20 protein-coding genes and 1 pseudogene are annotated in these 18,018 nt (G+C 61.3%); 6 read left to right on the top strand and 15 right to left on the bottom strand.

Going from position 1 to position 18,018, the window contains the following annotated elements:
* The first annotated feature begins 8 nt into the window (after window positions 1-8).
* Window positions 9-461 carry a MaoC family dehydratase gene (locus P0D80_RS31860; protein ID WP_408289871.1) on the top strand — a complete coding sequence of 151 codons (453 nt, stop codon included), beginning with the start codon at window positions 9-11 and terminating at the stop codon, window positions 459-461.
* Entirely contained in the window at window positions 458-1,303 is an 846-nt protein-coding gene (locus P0D80_RS31855; RefSeq protein ID WP_408289869.1) for an HpcH/HpaI aldolase/citrate lyase family protein, read from the top strand. The genes P0D80_RS31860 and P0D80_RS31855 overlap by 4 nt, the downstream gene beginning before the upstream one ends.
* A 94-nt stretch (window positions 1,304-1,397) precedes the next feature.
* Here the strand turns inward: P0D80_RS31855 and P0D80_RS31850 are convergent, their stop codons facing one another.
* The 8 genes from P0D80_RS31850 to P0D80_RS31815 are packed head-to-tail and all read right to left on the bottom strand — an operon-like array spanning window position 1,398 to window position 9,227.
* The gene (locus tag P0D80_RS31850) at window positions 1,398-3,014 is read right to left on the bottom strand and encodes an AMP-binding protein (RefSeq protein ID WP_408289867.1); all 1,617 of its coding nucleotides are present in this window, start codon (window positions 3,012-3,014) and stop codon (window positions 1,398-1,400) included.
* A gap of 17 nt (window positions 3,015-3,031) precedes the next feature.
* Window positions 3,032-3,736: an ABC transporter ATP-binding protein gene (locus P0D80_RS31845; protein ID WP_408289865.1), complete on the bottom strand. Its 705-nt coding sequence runs from the start codon at window positions 3,734-3,736 to the stop codon at window positions 3,032-3,034.
* Window positions 3,729-4,511 carry an ABC transporter ATP-binding protein gene (locus P0D80_RS31840; protein WP_408289863.1) on the bottom strand — a complete coding sequence of 261 codons (783 nt, stop codon included), beginning with the start codon at window positions 4,509-4,511 and terminating at the stop codon, window positions 3,729-3,731. The genes P0D80_RS31845 and P0D80_RS31840 overlap by 8 nt, the downstream gene beginning before the upstream one ends.
* On the bottom strand, window positions 4,508-5,491 hold the full coding sequence (locus P0D80_RS31835) for a branched-chain amino acid ABC transporter permease (protein ID WP_408289861.1): 984 nt from the start codon (window positions 5,489-5,491) through the stop codon (window positions 4,508-4,510). Before P0D80_RS31835 ends, P0D80_RS31840 begins: the two co-directional genes overlap by 4 nt.
* Window positions 5,492-5,501: 10 nt before the next feature.
* Window positions 5,502-6,374, bottom strand: coding sequence for a branched-chain amino acid ABC transporter permease (locus tag P0D80_RS31830; RefSeq protein ID WP_408289859.1), 873 nt, complete (start codon window positions 6,372-6,374; stop codon window positions 5,502-5,504).
* Window positions 6,371-7,249 (bottom strand): ketoacid-CoA transferase, encoded by an 879-nt coding sequence (locus P0D80_RS31825; protein WP_408289857.1) that lies wholly within the window; start codon window positions 7,247-7,249, stop codon window positions 6,371-6,373. The genes P0D80_RS31830 and P0D80_RS31825 overlap by 4 nt, the downstream gene beginning before the upstream one ends.
* Window positions 7,246-8,061 carry a CoA transferase subunit A gene (locus P0D80_RS31820; RefSeq protein WP_408289855.1) on the bottom strand — a complete coding sequence of 272 codons (816 nt, stop codon included), beginning with the start codon at window positions 8,059-8,061 and terminating at the stop codon, window positions 7,246-7,248. The genes P0D80_RS31825 and P0D80_RS31820 overlap by 4 nt, the downstream gene beginning before the upstream one ends.
* Window positions 8,058-9,227, bottom strand: a complete 1,170-nt coding sequence (locus tag P0D80_RS31815; RefSeq protein ID WP_408289853.1) for an ABC transporter substrate-binding protein — start codon at window positions 9,225-9,227, stop codon at window positions 8,058-8,060. The genes P0D80_RS31820 and P0D80_RS31815 overlap by 4 nt, the downstream gene beginning before the upstream one ends.
* 488 nt (window positions 9,228-9,715) lie before the next feature.
* Between P0D80_RS31815 and P0D80_RS31810 the strand changes: the two genes are divergently transcribed.
* The gene (locus P0D80_RS31810) at window positions 9,716-10,501 is read left to right on the top strand and encodes an enoyl-CoA hydratase/isomerase family protein (protein ID WP_408289851.1); all 786 of its coding nucleotides are present in this window, start codon (window positions 9,716-9,718) and stop codon (window positions 10,499-10,501) included.
* A gap of 50 nt (window positions 10,502-10,551) precedes the next feature.
* Here P0D80_RS31810 and P0D80_RS31805 read toward each other — a convergent pair whose 3' ends face one another.
* Window positions 10,552-11,343: an SDR family NAD(P)-dependent oxidoreductase gene (locus tag P0D80_RS31805; RefSeq protein WP_408289849.1), complete on the bottom strand. Its 792-nt coding sequence runs from the start codon at window positions 11,341-11,343 to the stop codon at window positions 10,552-10,554.
* Between the two features lie 226 nt (window positions 11,344-11,569).
* Here P0D80_RS31805 and P0D80_RS31800 point away from each other — a divergent pair, with 226 nt between their 5' ends.
* A complete protein-coding gene (locus P0D80_RS31800) occupies window positions 11,570-12,271 on the top strand; it encodes a TetR-type transcription factor C-terminal domain-containing protein (RefSeq protein ID WP_408289847.1) in 702 nt (233 codons plus the stop codon).
* Between the two features lie 368 nt (window positions 12,272-12,639).
* On the opposite strand, the gene P0D80_RS31795 is transcribed toward P0D80_RS31800, so the two are convergent.
* Window positions 12,640-12,909, bottom strand: coding sequence for a DUF1488 family protein (locus P0D80_RS31795; RefSeq protein WP_408289845.1), 270 nt, complete (start codon window positions 12,907-12,909; stop codon window positions 12,640-12,642).
* Between the two features lie 572 nt (window positions 12,910-13,481).
* On the opposite strand from P0D80_RS31795, the gene P0D80_RS31790 reads away from it, so the two are divergent.
* Entirely contained in the window at window positions 13,482-13,775 is a 294-nt protein-coding gene (locus P0D80_RS31790) for a toxin-antitoxin system TumE family protein (protein WP_175773565.1), read from the top strand.
* Complete coding sequence (locus P0D80_RS31785; protein ID WP_342961339.1) at window positions 13,772-14,116, top strand: HVO_A0114 family putative DNA-binding protein; 345 nt, start codon at window positions 13,772-13,774, stop codon at window positions 14,114-14,116. The genes P0D80_RS31790 and P0D80_RS31785 overlap by 4 nt, the downstream gene beginning before the upstream one ends.
* A gap of 461 nt (window positions 14,117-14,577) precedes the next feature.
* On the opposite strand, the gene P0D80_RS31780 is transcribed toward P0D80_RS31785, so the two are convergent.
* From P0D80_RS31780 to P0D80_RS31760, 5 genes and pseudogenes are all read right to left on the bottom strand, one after another.
* The gene (locus P0D80_RS31780; protein ID WP_408289842.1) at window positions 14,578-14,793 is read right to left on the bottom strand and encodes a hypothetical protein; all 216 of its coding nucleotides are present in this window, start codon (window positions 14,791-14,793) and stop codon (window positions 14,578-14,580) included.
* Window positions 14,794-14,847: 54 nt separating this feature from the next.
* Window positions 14,848-15,312: a zinc-finger-containing protein gene (locus tag P0D80_RS31775; protein WP_408289840.1), complete on the bottom strand. Its 465-nt coding sequence runs from the start codon at window positions 15,310-15,312 to the stop codon at window positions 14,848-14,850.
* 354 nt (window positions 15,313-15,666) lie between these two features.
* The gene (locus tag P0D80_RS31770; protein ID WP_408289838.1) at window positions 15,667-16,140 is read right to left on the bottom strand and encodes an RES family NAD+ phosphorylase; all 474 of its coding nucleotides are present in this window, start codon (window positions 16,138-16,140) and stop codon (window positions 15,667-15,669) included.
* Complete coding sequence (locus P0D80_RS31765; RefSeq protein ID WP_132380464.1) at window positions 16,137-16,565, bottom strand: Xre family toxin-antitoxin system antitoxin; 429 nt, start codon at window positions 16,563-16,565, stop codon at window positions 16,137-16,139. Before P0D80_RS31765 ends, P0D80_RS31770 begins: the two co-directional genes overlap by 4 nt.
* A gap of 802 nt (window positions 16,566-17,367) precedes the next feature.
* Window positions 17,368-17,840, bottom strand: a pseudogene (locus P0D80_RS31760) (DDE-type integrase/transposase/recombinase); the annotation flags it as partial.
* Between the last annotated feature and the right edge of the window lie 178 nt (window positions 17,841-18,018).

Raw genomic sequence — 18,018 nt, 5'->3', positions numbered from 1 at the left:
GAGACAACATGCGCGGACTCTATTTCGAGGAATTCGAGGTTGGCATGCGTTTCGAGCACGCGTTGACCCGCACCGTCACCGAGTGGGACAACATGCAGTTCTCGAACATGACGCTCAATCCGCAGCCGTTGCATATCGATGCGCATTTCGCCGCGTCGACCGAGTTCGGCAAGCCGATCGTCAACAGCCTGTTCACGCTCGGCCTGATGATCGGCATATCGGTATCGGAGACGACCTTGCGCACGACGATAGCCAATCTCGGTATGACCGACGTATCGTTTCCCGCGCCCGTGTTTCACGGCGATTCGATTCATGTGGTCACCGAGGTGATGTCGTTGCGCTCGAGCAAGTCGCGTCCCGGTGCGGGCATCGTGGAGTTCAGGCATACGGCGTTCAATCAGGACGATGTCGAGGTCGCACGCTGCACGCGTGCGGCGTTCATGCATCGCAAGCCGTCGTGAGCGCCGCCTCCTCGTGGCTGTTCGTGCCCGGCGATAGTGCGCGCAAGATCGAGCGCGCGCTGCAAGGCGCGGCGCATGCGCTCATCTTCGACTGGGAAGACGCCGTGGCGCCGCAAGCGAAGGCGGCCGCACGCACGGTCACGCGCGACGCGTTGAGCGCCGTCCGCGTACCGCGCGAACGCCTGTGGATTCGCGTCAACGCATTGACGACCAGTTTTCACGCGGACGATATCGAGGCGCTGCCGGTCGGCGCGATCGCGGGCGTTGTGTTGCCGAAAGCATGCGGTGTCGACGACATCCGCCACGTAAGCGCATCGCTCGACGCGATCGATCCGCAAGCCTCGCTCAAAATCTGCGGCATCGTGACCGAGACCGCCGCGTCGGTCCTCGCGCTTTCGGAGTTCCGCGCGCCCATGCCCCGGCTGCACGCAATGATGTGGGGCGGTGAAGACCTGTCGGCCGATCTCGGCATCGCGGACAATCGCGCAAATCACGGCGCCTACCGCGCGCCTTTTCTGCTCGCGCGCAATCTCATGCTGATGGCGGCGGCCGCGACGCAGTGCCTGCCGATCGATACGGTGGTCGTGAATTTCAAGGATCACGCTGCGCTGGCCGCCGAAGCCGCCGAGGCTCGCGCAGACGGCTTCACCGCGAAAGCGGCGATTCATCCGGATCAGGTGGCGGTCATCAACGACGTATTTGCATCGACGCCGGAAGAACTCGAATGGGCGAGGGCGGTTATCGAAACGATGGAGCATGCGCAAGGCGGTGTGGCGTCGATGAACGGCAAGATGCTGGACGCGCCGCATCTGCGACTGGCGAAGCGAATGCTTGCTCGTTAGCGCCGGATGTTCCAATAGCGCGACAGTAGTAATAAAAAAGCGGCGATGTAAAAACATCGCCGCTCGTTTTCTTGTTGGCACGCATCCAAAACGATCAGCGCTTCACTACGATCCCTTCCTTCTCGCGATCCCATAGCTGCGCGCGACGCTCCTGCGCATCGAGTTTGAGTTTGTACTTCTCGAGCTTCTCACTCGCGGTCTTAGGAAGTTTTTCGATGAACTCGACGAAGCGCGGCACCATGAAATAGCTCATATGCTCGCTGCTGAAGTTGACCACGTCCGCGTGGGTCATCGACTCGCCGGGTTTGAGCACGACGTACACCATCACGTCGTCCTCGCTCAGTTCGGACGCCACGGGAATCGCCGCGACTTCGTGGATCGCCGGATGGCGACAGAGGATCAGTTCGACCTCGTAAGCGGAGATGTTTTCGCCGCGCCGGCGAATCGCTTCCTTTTTCCGATCCATGAAGTACAGGTAGCCGTCTTCGTCGAGATAGCCGCGATCGCCCGTCTTGAACCAGCCGTTGTCGAATTCCCTGGCGGTTTCCTTCGGCATCTTGTAGTAGCCTTTCATCATGCTGCCCGGCTTCAAAGGCCGCATGTAGATTTCGCCTACTCCATGCGGCGGCAGATCGTGGCCCTCGTCGTCGACGATGCGCAGCTCGCATTCGCCGCGCGGCTTGCCGGCTGAACCGGCTTTTTCCGCCGGATCGTCGGGCGTGAAAGTGGTCATCGCGAAGTTTTCCGTCATCGCGAACACCGAGGTCAACGTAACGCCGAAACGCTCCTGAAACTCCTTGTAGATTTCCTCGGGTACGGGCACCGCCATGCAAAGACGCAGCCTGGTCTCGCGTTCGTGCGGACCCGGCGGCAACTTCCAGATGATGTTCGTCATTGCGCCGAGCGTGTTGAATTGGGTCGCTCCGGTGCTGCGGATGTCGTCCCAGAAACGCGTCGCCGAAAAACGCGGCGCAAGCGCAATTGCGGCGTCGGCCCAGAGCGCGGCGTACACGGAGTAATACGCGGCGTTGCCGTGAAAGAGCGGCAGGCAGGTGTAGAGCACGTCGTCGTCTCGATAGCCGAAGTTCAGCGTCAACGCGCGTCCCACTGCATGGCCTTGCGAGTGCGGACACTGCACACCTTTAGACGGCCCGGTCGTGCCCGAAGTGAACATGATCAGTTGCGTATCGTCGTATGCGACGCGATCGGGAGGCGGCTGCGAGGTGTCGTCGGATTCGATCGACGACAGCGGATGCACGCTGCTCGTGTTGTTCGACGCGATCCAGCCAGACGTATTCTGCCCGTGAATGTAGTAGCGCCTGACGAGCGGCAGTTCGTCGCGAATCGCTGCGATGCGATCGTTCCATTCTTCGTCGACGATAAACGCGGTCGCTTCGGACTTCTCCAGAAAATAGCGCAGCAACTCACCTTTTGCCGCTGTATTGATCGGCACGGCGACGGCGCCGAGCTTGTTCAGACCCCACACCGTCCAGAAGAATTCCGGACAGTTCGGCAGCATGATCGCGACGTGGTCGCCATGCCTGACGCCTCGCGCGGCAAAGCCGTTCGCATAGCGATTCGTGATGGTTTCCACTTCGCCGTAGGTGGTCTTCTGGTCTTTCCAGATCAGAAACGTCTTTTGCGGGATGCGTTTGGCCTTTTCGGCAATCACGCGACCCATCGTGCGGTCTTCCAGCGCGTAGTCCTGCATTGTGTCTCGCTCCTCGTCTACTCGCCCATATAGGCTTTGGTCAGTTCAGGATGGGACGACATGGCCTGCGCGCTGCCTTGCAGCTCGACGCGTCCATGTCTGAGCACGTACACATGGTCGGCCATCTTCAACAGCAGATGCGCGTTCTGCTCGACCACCACGACCGTGATACCTGCATCGCGCAAGCTCTGAAGATGGGCGAAAACCTGTTTGGTGATGACGGGAGCGAGGCCGAGGCTCACTTCGTCGGCGAGCAGCAGGCGAGGGCGCGACATCATCGCGCGCGCTATCGCGAGCATCTGCTGCTCGCCGCCCGACAGCGTCGAGCTGTCCTGTTTCTCGCGGCGCGCGAGCGACGGGAACATCTCCAGCATCTTCGCGTAGTCGTCGGCAATTTCGCCGCGCTGCTGCCGCGTATGCGCACCGGCGAGCAGATTCTCGCGCACGGTCAGATCGGGAAACATGCCGCGTCCTTCCGGCACATGCGCGATGCCCATGCGCACGATGCGTTCGGGCCTGGTTTTGCCGATGTCGCTGCCATCGAAACGGATCGCGCCGCTTTTCGCGCGTACGAGACCGCTGATCGTGCGTAACAGGCTTGTCTTGCCGGCGCCGTTTGCGCCGAGAATGCCAACCAGCTGGCCGCGCTCTACTTTGAGCGACACGTTGCTCAACGCGCGCACCGGTCCGTAGCTGACGCTCAGGTCGTCGACTTCAAGCATCCGTGGGTACCTCGCCGAGATATGCGAGCAGCACGCGCGGATCGTTGAGCACTTCGTCTGGCGTGCCTTCTGCGATCGTGCTGCCCGCATCAAGCACGAACGCGCGGTCGCAGAGCCGCCGCACGAGGCCCATGTTGTGTTCGACGAGCAGCACGGAGAGTCCGTGTTCGCGCCGCAATTCCAGCACGACGTGACCGAGGTGCTCGATTTCCGCTTCGTTGAGGCCCGCGATCGGCTCGTCGAGCAGCAACTGCGTCGCACCCATCAGGATCACACGCCCCAGTTCGATCAGCTTGCGATGCCCGTACGGCAGGCTGCCGGTCATCATGTCGACACTGGCCGCGAGACCGACGCGCGTCGCCACTTGCGTTGCTTCGTGACGCGCCTGTTCCTCGGCGCGGTGCACGCTGGGTAAGCCGATCATCTCGCCGATCACCGAATAACCAAGGCGCCGATGGTGCGCCACCATCAGATTTTCCAGCACACTCAATTCGGGAATCAGCTGCGGGTGCTGGAATACGCGCCCCAGGCCCATCCCCGCGATCTGGTCGGGCCGTTTGCCGACGAGGCTTTCGCCGCCGAGTTCAATTGTGCCGGCAGTCGGCCGCGAGATGCCGGAGATGCAATTGAGCAGCGTGCTCTTGCCCGCGCCGTTCGGACCGATCAGGCCGACAATCGTACCTGGCTCGACGCTCAGCGATACGTTCTCCAACGCGTGCACGCCACCGAAGCGCACCGAGAGCGAGCGGACTACCAGCGCGCCATGCGGCTTCATGGCCGCCCCCTTGAGCGCTTGCCGAGCAGGCTGTTCAGGCCGCCGGGCAGCAGAATCACGACGAGCATCAGCGAGATGCCGAACACGAGGCCAGGCGCGTCCTTGAAGCCGCGAAACGCTTCCGGCACCACGACGTAGAACGCTGCGCCGAGCAGGGCGCCGCGCACGCTGCCCATGCCGCCGATCACGATCATCGCGAGAAACATGATCGACATGTTGATGTCGAAACTCTCGGGGTTCAGATAGCGCAGCACGTTGGCATAGAGACCGCCGCCGACGGCGGTATAAAACGCGCTGAGCGCGAATGCGATCACCTTGTAGCGGGCGACGCGAATGCCGATGCAGGCCGCGGCGGTCGGGTTCTCGCGCAGCATCGAGAGGGCACGGCCCGTACGGCCCGACGCGAGCCGGAACGCGGCCCACGTGCCGGCCGCCAGCGTGATCGCGATCACCCACGCGAAACGGCTGCCGTCGGCCACAGAGATGCCGAAGAATTCCGGCGCTGGAACCTGCAGCCCGCCGCCGCCGCCCGTCACCGAGCGCCATTCGAAAATCGTCTTCTGCGTGACGATGCCGAAACCGAGCGTGGCGATCGCCAGATAGAGATCCTTCAGGCGCAGCGCGGGCAGCGCGATCAACGCGCCGATCACGGTCGCGATCGCGCCGGCCAGCGGAATTGCGACCCAGAACGGCAGACCGTAGCGCTGAGTGATGATCGCGGAGGCATAGGCCCCGATCGCGAAGAAGCCCGCATGGCCCAGGCTCGACTGACCCGAGAATCCCGAGAGAATCGTCAGGCCGATCGCGACGAGCGCGAAGATGCCGATCAGGTTCAGCAGATAGACGACATAGCCGCCGCTAAAGAGCGCGATGCCCGCGTACAGCACGACGAAACCCGCGAGAAACCACTGATCGCGACTCTGCTTCAGACGCACGCGCGGCGTGGAGCGTCCCGCGGTGATCCGGTTGATCACTGACATGGCGCGGCCCTCACAGCTTGGTCGACCGGGTGCGGCCGAAGATACCGGCCGGTGCGACCAGCAGCACGACGATGATCAGCACGAAGGAGAGGGCGTCGCCGAACGATCCGGACACGTACGCGCCGAGCAGGTTCTCCATCACGCCGAGCACGAGGCCGCCGACGAACACGCCCGGCAAGCTGGTCAGTCCGCCCAGCACCGCGCCCGCGAAGCCTTTGATGAGCAGCGGCGCCATCATGTTGACGTCGAGGAACAGGATGGGCGCGACCAGGATGCCGGCGACCAGCCCCGCGACGCTGCCCATCGCCCATGCGAGCGCGAACGAACGGCTCACCGAGATGCCCATCAGTTTGGCGACCGACTGGTTCTGGCTCGCCGCGCGCAACGCAATTCCGGCGCGTGTATGACGCAGGATCAGCGTGAAGATGACGATCATCGCGACCGACACGAGAATCGTCAACGCGCTGTCCGGCGAGACGTTGACGCCGAACACCTGCAGCATCGGAAAATCGGCTACCGGACTCGTGAACACGTTGGTCAGATTGCCCCAGATCATGCCCGCGATGCTGTGCAGCGCCATGTTCAGCCCGAGCGTCGCAACCACGGCATTGAGAATCGGTGCGCCGAGTAAAGGCCGGATGATCAGTTGCTGCACGACGATCCCTTGCAGGATCGCGAACACGATTGCGGCGGGCAACGCGATCCACCACGACAGCGAATACGTGTTGAGCATCGTGTAGGCGACGAAGGTCGAAAACATCGCCATTTCGCCTTGTGCGAAATTGGGCACGTCGGTGGCCTGCAGCACCAGCACGACCGCAATGCCGATCAACGCATAGAGGCTGCCGGATGCGAGACCACCGATGATGAGCGCCGCGTTCATGAGGTTTCCCGCCCTCTCGTGTGTGTTGCCGCCGCAGCCGGCGCGGCGAGTTCGCGCAGGCGCTCTCTGCGCGCGCCGCCGCTCAGCATCTCGAGGTAGCGCAGACCTTGCGGATCGATCACCTCGTTGAGCAATTGCAATTCGGCGTCGGTCGGTGGCGTACTGGTATGCACGTTGTCTCGCCAGCCGAGCGTGAAGCCTGTGTTCGATTCGATTTCCTCGCGAGTCACGCCGTCGTGTAGCTGCGCGACTTCGAAGCGCCCCGATGCCCCCGTGATCAGCACGCCGAGATCGCTCACCACGGTGATCGTCATGTCGGGCGGGCCACCGGTGTCTGCATTGCCCGCGCCGCTGATGAAATCGAGCGTGTCGACGAACACCTGGCGCGTATGGCGCGGCGCGTAGTAGTAGAAGCGTCGCGCGGCGGTCGATGCGTCCGGAATGCCGGCCGAGCCGGGAAGACGCACGCGCGGCGCGGCATGCGGGCCGATGGTCACGTTGTTCGTCGCGCCGCGAGCGTCGATCTGCGCGGGCCGCATGAACTCGGTCCAGCGTTTGCCGGACAGGAAGATGCCCGGCATGTAGTGCAGATTGATCTGCAGATAGTCGAGCCACAGCGACGCGCGCGGCACCGTGTCGAACTCGTCGAGGCCGAGCGTCAGCGTGCGCGTGCCTTGCGTCAGCGTGTTGCCGTTGGGGCAGAGGCTCGTGCAGTTCGGCGCATGCATGTGCTTCGCGAGCATGTACGCGGAGGTCGACATGAACGTGCCGATACCTTCGGCGAGAAAATCGCAATCCTCGACCATTCGCGCCATGCATACGACGATCTGGTCGGCTTTACGGCGCTGCAGGTCGGTAAGCGACGTCGCGGTCATGCAAACGCTCCCATGGCGTGGTCGAGCCAGCGTGGCCACGCGGTCGTGTCGTTCGCGGCGTCGGCATAGTCGAGCACCGCGGCGAGATCGAGCTTGCGATCGGGCAGGCAGGACGTCGGCAGACTGCCGCCGGATACTTCGGCGACGTGGGTGACGAAAACGCCCGACACCTGGATGCCGCCTTGCATCGCCAACAGTTCGTCCGTTTCGACGATCCGCTCGGCCGTGACGATCGTCACGGCGGCGGCGGCCGGCAGATGCCGGTCGAGCGCAAGCTGACCTTGCAGATTGCAGTTGCCATGGCGATCGGCCGCGCTCGCATGCAAAATCGCGACGTCGACGCGCAGCGCCGGAACGGCGAACAGCGACTCGCCCGTTAAAGGACAGTTGAAAGCCTTCAGGTCGGCGCGGACCATCGGGATATCGGTACGCGCGATTGCACCGCGCATCGGCAGGAACGGCACACGCATTACCGCTGCCTGGAGTGCATAGCTGAGCGTGTATTCGGTCTCCTCGACGAGTTCGAGCGTGCCGTTCTGTACCGCGCGCGTGAAGTGCGGTGCGAAGCCGACTACTTCGAGTCCGGTATAGCAGCTTCGCAAGCGTTGCACGCAGTTCGCGCCGATCAGGAGATCGGTTTCGATACCGCCGGTCAGCGTGATCAGTTCCAGATTGCGCCGCTTCGCTGCCGCGATGCCGAGCGCCGCGGCGACCGGCCGCCGGTACAACGTCATGCCGCCGAGCGCCACGCTCATGCTGTCGTGGACGGCACTTAGCGCATCGCGCAGCGTGGATCGTTTGTCAGCGATCATTCGGCCTGCATCCAGTCGGTGTTGATCACCCATTTGCCGTTCTCGGCGCGCATGAAGGCGACTGCGTTGCTGCCGGCATGATTGGTCGGCGAGAACGTCAGCGGCGCCATCAAACCCGTGTCGAAATTTTTCATCTGTTCCAGCGCGGCGGCGATCTTCTCGCCGGTTGGATCACCCTGCACGTGCTTGAGCGCTTCGACGAAGATCATTGCGGCGGTGTAACCGTGCATGCTGTAGGTGGTCGGCGGAGATTTCGGCAGGTACTTCTTCTGCCGTGCGATGAATTCCTGCACCGCGGGCTTCTTCGAGTCGAGCGGCTCCATCACCGCGACGGCGATCGCACCGTTCACGAGCGCCTGACCGGCGAGCTGGAATGTCTGCGGATCGCCGAGTGCGTTGTGACCGCTGAATTGCGGCTTCCAGCCCATCTTGTTCGCTTCCCGTATGACGAGCGCCGCGTCTCGGGGGATGCCGAAGAACACGACATCGGTGGCGCCGGAGTCTTTGGCCTGTGCAACCACGCCGCTGAAGTTGGTCGTGCCGCGATCGAACGGCAGCTTCGCTTCCTTGACGTTCAGCTTCTGCATTCGCGCGTCGAACCCTGCGAGCGCGTCCTGCCCGAAGTCGTCGTTCTGGTAGATCACCGCGATCTTGTCGTGCTTCAGGGTCTTCACCAGGTAGGTGCCGAGCAGGTCGGCCTGCAAGCGCACTTCGGGCAACGACGTGAACACGTATTTCTGAACCGGTGTGGTGAGTTTGTGGCTGAACGCGTAGGGCGCGATCAGCGGCAGCCGGCGTTCCTGCACGTAGGGCAGCATCGCCGCGGTACCGGGCGTGCCGGTCGGCGCGACGAGCGCGACGATGTGGTCCTGTTCGGAGAGCTTCTTCGCGCCCGCAAGCGAGCGCATCGGCTCATAACCGTCGTCCTCGGCGACCAGTTCGAGCTTGCGGCCATTCACGCCGCCCTGATCGTTGACGTAGTCGACGTAGACCTGCACGCCGTCGCGTACCCCTTGGCCCAAAAGCGACATCGCGCCCGACGAAGGTCCGGTGAACCCGATCTTCACCGTATCGGCGGCCATTGCAGGGGACATGCTGCACACGCACAGGGCACCGGCAATAGCGGCCAGCGCAACGCGAAGCGGCGAGAAGCAAGAAACGGTCATCGTGTGTCTCCTGATCTTGTGATTTTTTGCGGCGATAACCTGCGGCGCCAACGACAGGCACCCGAACGCTGCTGCTCCCCGAAGCGTCTCCGGGAGAACGCTGATGCGCATTTCGACTGCTGACGACGTAGACTCTTTTTCAGACTAACGCCAAGCTAACCCGCGTGTCAACCGACTGACCGAGCGGTTAGTTTGGAATGGAAATGATGAATTTTGCTAAAGAAGCCTCGTCTGATATGACCGTTGCGTGGCCATGCCAACTGGCAACATTCCTCCGGGATCAGAGAAAACCCGTATGCGTGAATCGCGTATAACGAGTGGGATCTAACCCTTCTTTCCCTTGGCTGACCAAACGGTCAGGCCGGTTGATCACCAGTTGACATGCGGGGCGTCCGATCGATAACCTCCGTTCATGGACAGCCGCTTAACAACGTGCGAAACGGGCGAGGCGGCGGATCGGCACGTCAACGCTTATCCGTGGAGGAACGATGGAGCCGAATGGTGTCGTGGCAAGCCGGGCGGGCAACGTAGGCGTGATCGAACTGGCACGACCGGGAAAATTCAACTGTCTCTCGCTGGCGGTGTTCGCCGGCCTCGAAGCCGCGCTCGATGAATTCGACGCGTCCGATTCGAGCGTGCACGCAATCCTGATCTGCGCGCAGGGCAAGAACTTCTGCACGGGCGCGGACCTCGCGGAAGTGCTCGATCTGCGAACGGAACTCGCGAAGATGCAGGCGTTCATCCGCACCGCGCATCGTGTCATGAACCGGATTGCGCATTGCCGCCGTCCTGTGATCGCGGCGTGCCAGGGGTTGGCGCTGGCGGGTGGTTTTGAACTGATGCTGGCGTGCGATGTCGTGATCGCCGCGGCGGACGCGCGTTTTGGCGACCAACATGCGCAGTACGGATTGCTGCCGGGGTTCGGCGCGAGCCAGCGACTGCCGCGCCTGATCGGTATGCGGCGCGCGCTGGACCTGTTCTATTCCGCGCGCTGGCTCGATGCGCAGACCGCGCTCGACTGGGGCATAGTCAATGAGGTCGTCGAGCCTGAGCGGCTGCGCGAAGCGGCGCTAGACTATTGCGGCAACCTCGCGATGCGCAGCCGCATCGGCATCGCAACGATTAAGCGTCTTGCAATCGAAGGACTGGAAAGCAACTTGCAGACAGGTTTGATGCTCGAAGAAACGACCGTGCCGGCCGGCCTGCTGGAAGACGACGTCACCGAAGGACTCGACGCGTTTCGCTCGCGGCGTGCGCCCCGATTTCGTTCCTGATGGAAGCGCCGTAGACACCGAAGCGCGAGCGCCCGATGACCCGGCGACGCTTAAACCGCTGAGATGCCGCCCGTGATACTGATGGCCTGACCGGTGATTTTCGCAGCGGCAGGCGACGCGAGAAAGACCACGAGTTCCGCGATTTCGTCTTTGTCGACCAGCCCGAGTTTGGCCATTTGCGCGGCTTTGCTGAACAGCTTGCCCGCGAACGGGTCGGCCATGATCTTTTCGTAATGCTCGGTGCCCCCTGTCAGCGATGGTGTCACAACGTTTGCACGAATACCGTCGTGCTTCGCCTCGATGGCGAGTCCGCGCGTGAACATCACGATGCCGGCCATGGCCGCGCCGATCAGGCTCTCGCCGGGTGTCGGCAGCTTGGCCGCGTCGGACGCGATGTTAATGATCGCGCCGCGTTTTGCTTCACGCATGTGCGTGAGCGCTGCGCGACCGCAAAGCAGCTGCGCGAACAGGCAGCGTTCCAGAATGCCGGGAATCGCTTCGAGCGGCGTTTGATGCAACAGCCTGGGCAGATCGTTGCCGCCCGTCGAGTTGACCAGCAGATCGATACGCCCGAACGCGGCGATTGCATCGGCCATGATGCGTTCGGCAACGACGGGCTGCGCGGCGTCGCCGAGAGAGACGACGATTTGCGCATGAGGGTAGGTGGATTGCAATTCCGTGCGCGCGAGGTCCGCGCGCTCCGCGTTGCGGCCATTCAGAAGCACCCCGGCCGCGCCGGCTGCGAGCAACGCATTGGCACACGCACGGCCGATTCCGGCGGTGCCGCCGGTGACGACGGCCACAATGGGCCCAAGCTTCGATACGGAGATGGGTTCTGGCATGAGCGTGGCGTCCTGGCACGGGAAGGTCGGGGAAATTTCAGTGTAGTAGCTAATTGACCTGCTGGGTGACAGACCTACTGATAGGTTAGAATTCCAACGCACTGGTCAGAGGAGCGAGCGTGATCGACAATACGATGAACCAGTGAAGCGGGTTCGCCCGATCAGATTATTTGAGTAAGGCGTCAGCAAGTATGAAGGCATTTTCTTTGACGATTGGAGCAGCGCGATGAGCACCTGGAAGAATGCGGTGCTCGGCGCGAGCGAACAGTTCGATCGCAAGCGCGACGTGCTTCTGCGCGAAGCAGCAGCGTCGTTCAACAGGCGCGGGTATCACGGAACGTCCCTCGCTGAGATTGCCAAGAAGCTCGGCGTCACCAAGGCGGCGCTCTACACCTACGTACCGAGCAAAGAAGAACTGCTTTACTTCTGCCACGATTCGGCAATGAACAGCGCTGTCGAAATTCTCACGCAGGCGCGTGCGAGCAACGGCAACGGCCTGCAGAAGCTCGTGATGACACTCAGGCGCTACGTGGATCTGATGCTCGGCGAAGACGGCAGCTACGTCGTGCTGCTCGAAGAAAACGCGATGAAGCCCACGCATATGCGCGCGATCGTCAAACGCCGTGACAAGTTCGAACACGGTCTTCGCGAGCTGGTCAGCGAAGGCATTGCGGACGGCAGCATCGTGCCGTGCAATCCGAAACTCGCCATCTTCATGATCATGGGCGCGATGAACTGGAGCCGGAAGTGGTATCAGCCTGACGGGCAGTGGAGCGGGCCGCAAATCGCTGTGTCGCTGGTCGAGATTCTCGAACGCTCGCTTGCGGGCACGCCGGTCAAGGCGCTAATCGAAGATCCGTCGAAAGTCGATGCCGAAGAATTTCTCGAGGGCACGCGCACAAGCGAGTCGCCGCGTCCGCTGGCCTAGCTGGTGCGGAGTATCAGGCGATCGACTGGCCGAGCGGAAATCCGTACTAGTTGAACGCGATCGGGGACCGGCCGCGCGACGGGAAACCAGCGATATGAAAAGACTTGGATATCGGTTGTGCAAAGATCGGAACGGCGCGCGCCTTGTCACTCTGGATTAGTCGATGGGGATCGTACGTGAGATCGCGCGGCGACTGACGCGCTGTGACGGCGCTCACGGCCTGGAGCGGCGGCTGCCGGAGCGAGCGTGGAGTCATCTCGGACAATCAAATTTGACATAATGTTAATTAACACCATTTAGAACGATCGTGCTTTTTACGGATTCATCAGATGCACATCGCCGCGACACTTATCGTCCGCCACAGTTGGTTATCGGGCCACAAAATCGCTGACCGTCAGCCACAGCGGCTCGTCGGGCCGCGCAAGTAACTTTCTTTGTGTGACGGCGACGATGCGATTGCGGCCGTCTTCAAAAGTTTTGAGGGTGCGCGTCGCGTCGGCGCCACGTGGTAGCCAGAAATGCTCTTCGAGTGCGTCGCGCGCAATTGCGCCTTCGACCTCGCGGCCGCGGATCGACAGCGTGAAAACCACGGCGCGTCCGTCCGGCGAGACGGCGGCCGCGCGATCAAGAACTTCCATGACACACCTCAACGATATTATTCGCGGTCTTTGTATTTGTACTGCGCCGCGCTGCGATAAATCTACCAGAAGTGATAGGCAGTGCAATCGCCCACAAGCAACGTTTCAGCCGCGCCGGGGGTTCCCGAACAGCGATCGTCATGGGGCGTGTCGAGCCCCCACGATTTTACGCAGGCCGGCGTCGCTGTAAGCGGTTCTGTGTCTTGTTGTGTCCGGAAACGAAATAGACGGTTAGTTGCGTATTTGCAGTTATACCTTCACGGATTGGTGAGTTTTTTCAGGACCAAGTGTGTGCCTCGTCACTGCCGCGTGAAAACACCAATAAAGACTCGATTCACCAGCAAGAATGCAACGGTCGAAGAAGCGTTCGAAGATAACGCGCATATCGGTGACAAGGCGAATGTAGATGGCGTCGCCGGGATATAACCGCCATTGGTTGAGTTGCGGCCGGCGACTTTGAAAGCGAACGTTGTAGATCACGCACGGAGGACCACGCCCCCTGCGTTGCCGGCCTCCCCGCTCCCAATTATGGCTCTTGACGCCATAATATGTGGTATGGCATCCTACGCCATATGAAGAAGAAAGCCACACTCCTATTCGAGGACCGAACCGTCTACCCGGACGGGGCTATTCTCGAAATGCGCATCTGGCGACTACCCGAAAGCGACGCCGAACGACCGCACGGTCTCAAGTACAGCCTGTTTTACGGTCGGGCAGGCCAGCGAATCATCGGCTACGACAATGAGCGGGGCAAAGGCGACCACCGACACTATCGCGATCGGGAAGAGCCGTACGCATTTTCGACACCTGAGCAATTGGTGGCTGATTTTCTGGATGATGTAGAACGTGAGCGAGGTGAATCATGAGCAAACTTAATGTGCATGTTGGTGGTGCGCGGGATATGGGTCGTCGATTCGCGGCAGCGTTCAACCGTGCGCAAGCAGGCGAGAATTTCGAAGAGCGGCATGTGACGTTTTTGTCGCTCGAGGAGATGCTGGCTGCGCTGTCGCCGAAGCGCCTCGAGATGCTTCGTCATCTACATCGCGAAGGCGCAGAGAATGTGAAGGCGTTGGCAACTGCGCTGAACCGGGACTACAAACGGGTCTACGAAGACGTGGCGATTCTGGAGAATGCTGGCCTCGTCGTGCGTGAAGAAGGACGTCTGAGCGCGCCGTGGGACGCGTTGACCGCCGAGGTGTCCTTGTGACCGAATCGCGAAACGTGGTCATGGATGCGCCTCGATGATCGTCGGCTACGCGACGATGGTGTCGTTCAATCGGACCAGCGGCATGTACCGTGCCGAGTTTGTCAGCCGGAATGACGCTGCCGACTTTTACGCGCGCCACAGGGTGCTACTGCTCCTCGAAGGTGCGCGTTTATTGACCGTGCCTCTCGCCGGTTGCGCACGCAGGGGTGTCGGGCCGAAGGCTCGCGCTTTCCGGGAGTCAACGTGAGCCACGATCTGGGAATGGTTCGGCACTGCAGCGTGAAAACACCGATAAGGATGAATTTACGAGCGAGAGAAGCGTTCGTAGATCGCGACGCATATCGGTGACGACGTGAATGTGTATGGGCATGGCACAGTCGGACGCTAACGCAGGACAATGCCCTCGTGCCTTGGGTGTCACGTAGAAGCCGCGGAATTCAGCGGACAGAAGACCAGATTAACTAAATAGTTAACGTAAAATTGATCACTTTAATTATGTCAAATTTAAGGGTCCGAAATTTATCGGCAGCCCAAATCAATAATGGAACGACCTCTTCGGCAAGCGCTCCGCGCTGAATCGCAATCTGCCACGGCTTGCCGATATGGCGATTACGGGATCGGGGAATGGTCCATTTTGCCGGGTTCGGGTTGCGAACGAATGGGAGAGTTTTGGGCATCAGGGTTCGTTGGTGATCTGCCGAACGGGGATAGCGGCCAGGGGCGGAGGTTGCTTAAACGTTGCCTTCTGACGAAGCGGCCCCGCGACGTGCGATGAATGCATCGACATGCCGGATCGCCTGTTCGCACTGGTCGGGTGACAGGTTGTGGATGCACGCCGGCACCGGGTTAGAGCCGAGTTCGGATGCAACCCAGCGGATCGCTTTCGCGCGGGCTTCGAACGGATTGACGTGATCACGCCTGACCTTGCCCGAGACCAGTGGCTCGAGCACGTCGTGCAGGCGGCTCTTCGCGTCGCGCAACGCGCCGTCGGCGCGACGTCCCAGCGGCACGTTCCGTGTGCTGCGCGAGTGGATGCCGATCCACGCCTGACACGCTGTGCAGACCCACAGCGCGCCGTGGTCGTCGCGGTAGGGATACGACGCTTCATCGTATTTCACGAGCGCGGCGTGAGCACCGCAGTAATCGCACAACGGCTGGGGCAATGCGTTGATCGGGCGACCTACCGCACCGGACACTCCTTCTCACTGAATTCAGATCACATTATCCGCGATTGTCGGGAAGCGAAAGCTGTACGATTGTCGCGATCATTTGTAAGTGAGACCGTGGGTCCCTCGCCCAACGCGAGCTCGGTGAATGGCCGCGCCCGAGCAGGCACGACCGCCTCTTGTCACCCTTTTATGTCAAATTGTCAGGGAGATTAACAGAAACTGACAGCCGTGTCGGCTTTGGCAATCAGACATGGGGAATACAAGAAGACGCTGCACTGGCCATTGCGAGTGGCGATTGCGAACTAAACTGGAAGCCACGTCCCAGTCATTTCCGTTGAGGAGCAAAGCGTCGAGGCGAGGCTAGCCGACCACCATCGTAATCTAGGAGTGTCCGACCGTCGGCATCACAAAGAGGCGTTCATCCCACACCACGGGTTGCGGCTCGGTCACAACAATCCGCGTCGCGTCGGGGTGTGCGGGATTGACCAGCACGTTGAACTCTGCACGGACGACGACGGAAGGTACCATCAGGAGCGCGGTACGCGACTCGGTCAGCCAGGCGTCGCCGAACTCCCTTGCCGCCTGCAGTGCTGGCGCATCCCATCCCCCTGGCAACGATTCGGCCGAATGGAGTTCGACGCGAATATCGTCGGGAACCGCTGCTTCAACCCATCCGTGTGTCTTCGGTACCTTGCCGATGCGCGCATGAACAAGAACCTCGAGCATCGCACCGGCGAAGGTCGACGCGGCGTAGATGACCGGTCGCCCCGGGCTATTGAAGCGGCCGCCCACCAGCATCGCGCCGGTGCCGCTCCAGACCGTATGTCGAGTGTCGGCGATTCGAAACAACTTCACGCCGGCAACCCATAAAACAGTTTCCAGAGCAGCTCTTCGACCCGGCGCGCGCCGAGTTCGGTCAGCGCAACATCGAGTGGCGCCCGCCCCTCGAGCTCCGGGTGCGGCGTCGACAGGAATTCCCGCGCGTCCTCTTCGTCGTTCCAGACGTAGGCCGTCGTCGCGACGATCCTGGCCAGCCGCTCAGTCTTTTCCGATTCGTCTGGCGTCAGCCGATCGCGACGCCGCTTATAGGTCGCCTCGGGGATGATGCGGGCACGTAGCGCACGCCGGGCGTCAGCACCCTGCGTCGCATGTTCGACGCCCGCGCGCAGCGCGGACTTGGGCAGTCCGTCGCGGACAAGTGCTTCGAGTTCCGCGAGCGTGTGCGGAACCTGCCGCAGTTCCATGACTGCGGCCACTGCCTCAGGCGTAATCAGTGACATGCGACTCCCGACTAAAGTATCAGTTGATACCCAATCATAGCGCAATTGATACTGTCCGCAAACCCATCTTTAACTAGCAGGCGCCAGCGGGGAGACTGCCGAGACGGCTTCCTCGACATCGTCCGTGCCTGCGAGATCACCCACATAGCATGGCGGCCCGTTATGGCCTACAGAAATCTTTCATACACGAAATGCTCAAGCAATTAAGCATCCGCTCGCGACGGGATGTAGCTCGCGCCCCGCAGCCGAAGAAAAACCCGCCAGGCTCCGAAGAGAACTGGCGGGTTTGAGCTACTGATTTCGGATCCACATACCAGGCGATGGTGACGGAGTTGACGCCTGCTCAGGCTCCTCCAGCGACCAGCCAGCCTCCATGTCCACGGCATCCAACATCTTGGCAGGTCACCAATCGTCAATTCGAGACGCTTCATCGTGGCCTCGTGAGACAGGCAATCTTTCCCCTTCGACGTTTCGACTATCAGAAACTTGAAGAGCGTGTCGCCACACTGATCAGCGCAAGCCAGCCCTCCCCGCCCTGCGCAAGTTGTCACCGCGCAACCTGAAGCCATGGGCGAATCCAGAATTTGTGCTGCAGCCTCCTGCACAAATTGAAGCCTCTTCGGCCTGGTAAACACAGGATTGCGAATTAAACGTCGATCACTATAATATGTCTACATGAGCGCTCCCGTTTGCGCCAGGTTTACGAGAAATGCGGCGCGCGCCGTGCACTAGCAGAGTCCTGAGATACGTGTCCCCTCGTTTACTGATTCCTTGTAACAGTGGCAACTCATGCAAGATTGCACCGACGCGCATCGCGAAAGCCGCACGTCTGGCGTTCGCGCCCGTGGATCGGCTGGTGGCTGTTCTCCGCTCGCTTGTTTAGGCGCGCAGTTGCTTTGACGAAAACGGGCTTTCCGTCGGCGCTCCCGCGAATCTCAGACTTCGCCGCCGGATAACTGTGCAGAGGCGCGGTAACGATCTTGCGCGGCACCGGTGTGATCGGAGGGCCTGCAGGAAGATGCTTGTTGCCGCAGCCTTGGCGCCCCGCTTTTGCACCGGAACGTCCAGTTCGACATCGTGCTCGTCGACTGCCCGCCACAACAGATACGGCGCGCCGCGCGAGCATCACAAACATTTCGTCCAGGTGCCATGTACCGCCAGCTTGCGCCGCGCCGCTTTTGCGCAATGGGCAAAACCAGCGCCGAACTTGCACCTGCAACGGATCTTTTCGTATGTGACCAAGTCACCAAGCTCAAGCAACAACTCCTTGATGTCGCACTCGCAATGTCGAACTTCGCGCAACACTCGCAGTGCAGCCACACGCGAACACCTATCGAAAGATAGGTTTCGCCGTCACCGCGTGGCGAGATGCCGCCATTGCGAGCGCGACAAGACAACCTAATGGGCTCTTGCGGGAAAACACCGAAGTATGGCCGTAACCCGCAAGCCATCG

The sequence above is a fragment of the Paraburkholderia sp. RL17-373-BIF-A genome (assembly GCF_046030175.1).
In the GTDB taxonomy this organism is placed as follows: domain Bacteria; phylum Pseudomonadota; class Gammaproteobacteria; order Burkholderiales; family Burkholderiaceae; genus Paraburkholderia.
This window is presented reverse-complemented; position numbering and strand designations above follow the sequence as displayed.

What these genes read in the sequence shown, in the direction of transcription:
- P0D80_RS31790 (WP_175773565.1), top strand. Translation starts at nt 13,482, where the DNA reads ATGAAGAAGAAAGCCACACTCCTATTCGAGGACCGAACCGTCTACCCG.
- P0D80_RS31800 (WP_408289847.1), top strand. Translation starts at nt 11,570, where the DNA reads ATGAGCACCTGGAAGAATGCGGTGCTCGGCGCGAGCGAACAGTTCGAT.
- P0D80_RS31845 (WP_408289865.1), bottom strand. Translation starts at nt 3,736, where the DNA reads ATGCTTGAAGTCGACGACCTGAGCGTCAGCTACGGACCGGTGCGCGCG.
- P0D80_RS31860 (WP_408289871.1), top strand. Translation starts at nt 9, where the DNA reads ATGCGCGGACTCTATTTCGAGGAATTCGAGGTTGGCATGCGTTTCGAG.
- P0D80_RS31810 (WP_408289851.1), top strand. Translation starts at nt 9,716, where the DNA reads ATGGAGCCGAATGGTGTCGTGGCAAGCCGGGCGGGCAACGTAGGCGTG.
- P0D80_RS31805 (WP_408289849.1), bottom strand. Translation starts at nt 11,343, where the DNA reads ATGCCAGAACCCATCTCCGTATCGAAGCTTGGGCCCATTGTGGCCGTC.
- P0D80_RS31825 (WP_408289857.1), bottom strand. Translation starts at nt 7,249, where the DNA reads ATGACCGCGACGTCGCTTACCGACCTGCAGCGCCGTAAAGCCGACCAG.
- P0D80_RS31835 (WP_408289861.1), bottom strand. Translation starts at nt 5,491, where the DNA reads ATGTCAGTGATCAACCGGATCACCGCGGGACGCTCCACGCCGCGCGTG.
- P0D80_RS31780 (WP_408289842.1), bottom strand. Translation starts at nt 14,793, where the DNA reads ATGCCCAAAACTCTCCCATTCGTTCGCAACCCGAACCCGGCAAAATGG.
- P0D80_RS31785 (WP_342961339.1), top strand. Translation starts at nt 13,772, where the DNA reads ATGAGCAAACTTAATGTGCATGTTGGTGGTGCGCGGGATATGGGTCGT.
- P0D80_RS31840 (WP_408289863.1), bottom strand. Translation starts at nt 4,511, where the DNA reads ATGAAGCCGCATGGCGCGCTGGTAGTCCGCTCGCTCTCGGTGCGCTTC.
- P0D80_RS31820 (WP_408289855.1), bottom strand. Translation starts at nt 8,061, where the DNA reads ATGATCGCTGACAAACGATCCACGCTGCGCGATGCGCTAAGTGCCGTC.
- P0D80_RS31850 (WP_408289867.1), bottom strand. Translation starts at nt 3,014, where the DNA reads ATGCAGGACTACGCGCTGGAAGACCGCACGATGGGTCGCGTGATTGCC.
- P0D80_RS31795 (WP_408289845.1), bottom strand. Translation starts at nt 12,909, where the DNA reads ATGGAAGTTCTTGATCGCGCGGCCGCCGTCTCGCCGGACGGACGCGCC.
- P0D80_RS31765 (WP_132380464.1), bottom strand. Translation starts at nt 16,565, where the DNA reads ATGTCACTGATTACGCCTGAGGCAGTGGCCGCAGTCATGGAACTGCGG.
- P0D80_RS31815 (WP_408289853.1), bottom strand. Translation starts at nt 9,227, where the DNA reads ATGACCGTTTCTTGCTTCTCGCCGCTTCGCGTTGCGCTGGCCGCTATT.
- P0D80_RS31830 (WP_408289859.1), bottom strand. Translation starts at nt 6,374, where the DNA reads ATGAACGCGGCGCTCATCATCGGTGGTCTCGCATCCGGCAGCCTCTAT.